The organism is Halococcus sp. AFM35, from assembly GCF_051195015.1.
Classification (GTDB): Archaea; Halobacteriota; Halobacteria; order Halobacteriales; family Halococcaceae; genus Halococcus.
Map to the genome: position 1 here is coordinate 1 of NZ_JBNTJU010000086.1, position 1,473 is coordinate 1,473.

1 protein-coding gene is annotated in these 1,473 nt (G+C 54.5%); it reads right to left on the reverse strand.

Annotation, left to right across the window (positions count from 1 at the left end; genetic code table 11):
• Window positions 1-216: 216 nt before the first annotated feature.
• Window positions 217-1,422, reverse strand: coding sequence for an IS4 family transposase (locus ACQUQO_RS18170; RefSeq protein WP_435080056.1), 1,206 nt, complete (start codon window positions 1,420-1,422; stop codon window positions 217-219).
• Window positions 1,423-1,473 lie beyond the last annotated feature (51 nt).

Sequence of the window (1,473 nt, forward strand, 5' to 3'; positions counted from 1 at the left end):
CTGTTGCGTTCTGAGTTGATAAAGCCACAGGGAGCGAGACCTCTGTGAGGGGCACTGGAACAAGGTGTGTAGGCTGCGCAAGCTCAGCCTGATGTGAGCAAATGAAAGTAGAACCGAGAGATACGTCGTCTCAGACCCAAACAGCGAAGAAAACCACGGCTCTGGCGACAGCCGTCGCTAGCCGTCGACGGCTGTCGCTGGTGCCGTGTGATGAGATTAGCCGAACGAATCCAGCGTCTCGTTCCAGTACGTCCGGACTTTCTGGATTGCACGCGCCACGCCACCCTTGACCGGGTGGCGCTGGCGCAGCCACTCCACAAGCACGTATCCAATCAACGCACAGAACAACTCAAACAACACGCCGTTGAGCGATTTCGAGTGAAAGTTCTCAATGTTCAGGTACTGCTTTAGCTCACGAAACAAAATCTCAATCATTGTCCGAAGCGTGTAGATACTGATCACGTCGATGGGATCGTACGCTGACGACGCCAGCGTCGTCAGGTACTGAATCTCTTCTCCATCTGGTGTTTCCAAGACGATACGACGAAACTGTTCACCGGTCTCGGCCAGTTCGATTCGTTCGTCACGAATCTGTCTCGTTCCGTCCTCGTCAGTGACCTCGACGTTCTGGACGCGCTCCAGAACGTCGAGACGGGCGTTTGACTGCAGCAGTGTGACGAAGTCGTCGTTACTGTGCTTGATCTCACAAAACCGGCGATAGCGCGTATATCCGCGGTCAAAGACCCAGATGACCGAGTCGAGGTCTGCGAAGACCTCGACGTCGTCGCTGAGGTGGTCGAATTGCGGACTTTCGTGGGTTTCACCCTCTGTGACGGTTGCCCCGAGCGGATGCTTGTGTTTACCGTCTACGCGTGCGGCACAATGAAGTTCGAGTCCACTGTCGTCTGTGTCGATTTCATAGACGTGCTCGTCGTCTCCGACGAACTCGTCGGAAACGACAACTGAGCGTGTGAGTTCAAGATTTGTTGCGTCGACGGCAACAACACCTCGTGTAAGCCACTCCAGGCGTTTTCGCTGAACAGCACGCTGATGATACAGCTGTGGCGTGTGGAGTACCGCAAAGAGGAGTCGAACGACCGCGCGGTAGTCGCGGTCGTTCGTGAGTTCGGAGAACCGTGACTTAGGCATCTTCTCAAGAGAGTCATCAACGGCGGTCTTATCGGCGAGTTCGCCGAGAGAACTGGATGGATCAAGTCCTTCACGAATAGCGACTTTGAGGTGGTTGTCGAAGTCGTGTGTCTCGTTGTGGATGCCGATATCGAACTCCTCAGCAATGGACTCGCTGTCGCCTTCGGCGAGCAGCGAGTACAACTCATCGGCGACAGTTTCAACAGAATTGATGTTGTTGGCATCCGTTGCATCTGATGACGGCCTACCTGCTGACTTGGAAACCACAGACATCAGGTCGTCACTACCGGCTCACGCCGGTTTTAAATAGTCGAAACGCAACAG

What these genes read in the sequence shown, in the direction of transcription:
- ACQUQO_RS18170 (WP_435080056.1), bottom strand. Translation starts at nt 1,422, where the DNA reads ATGTCTGTGGTTTCCAAGTCAGCAGGTAGGCCGTCATCAGATGCAACG.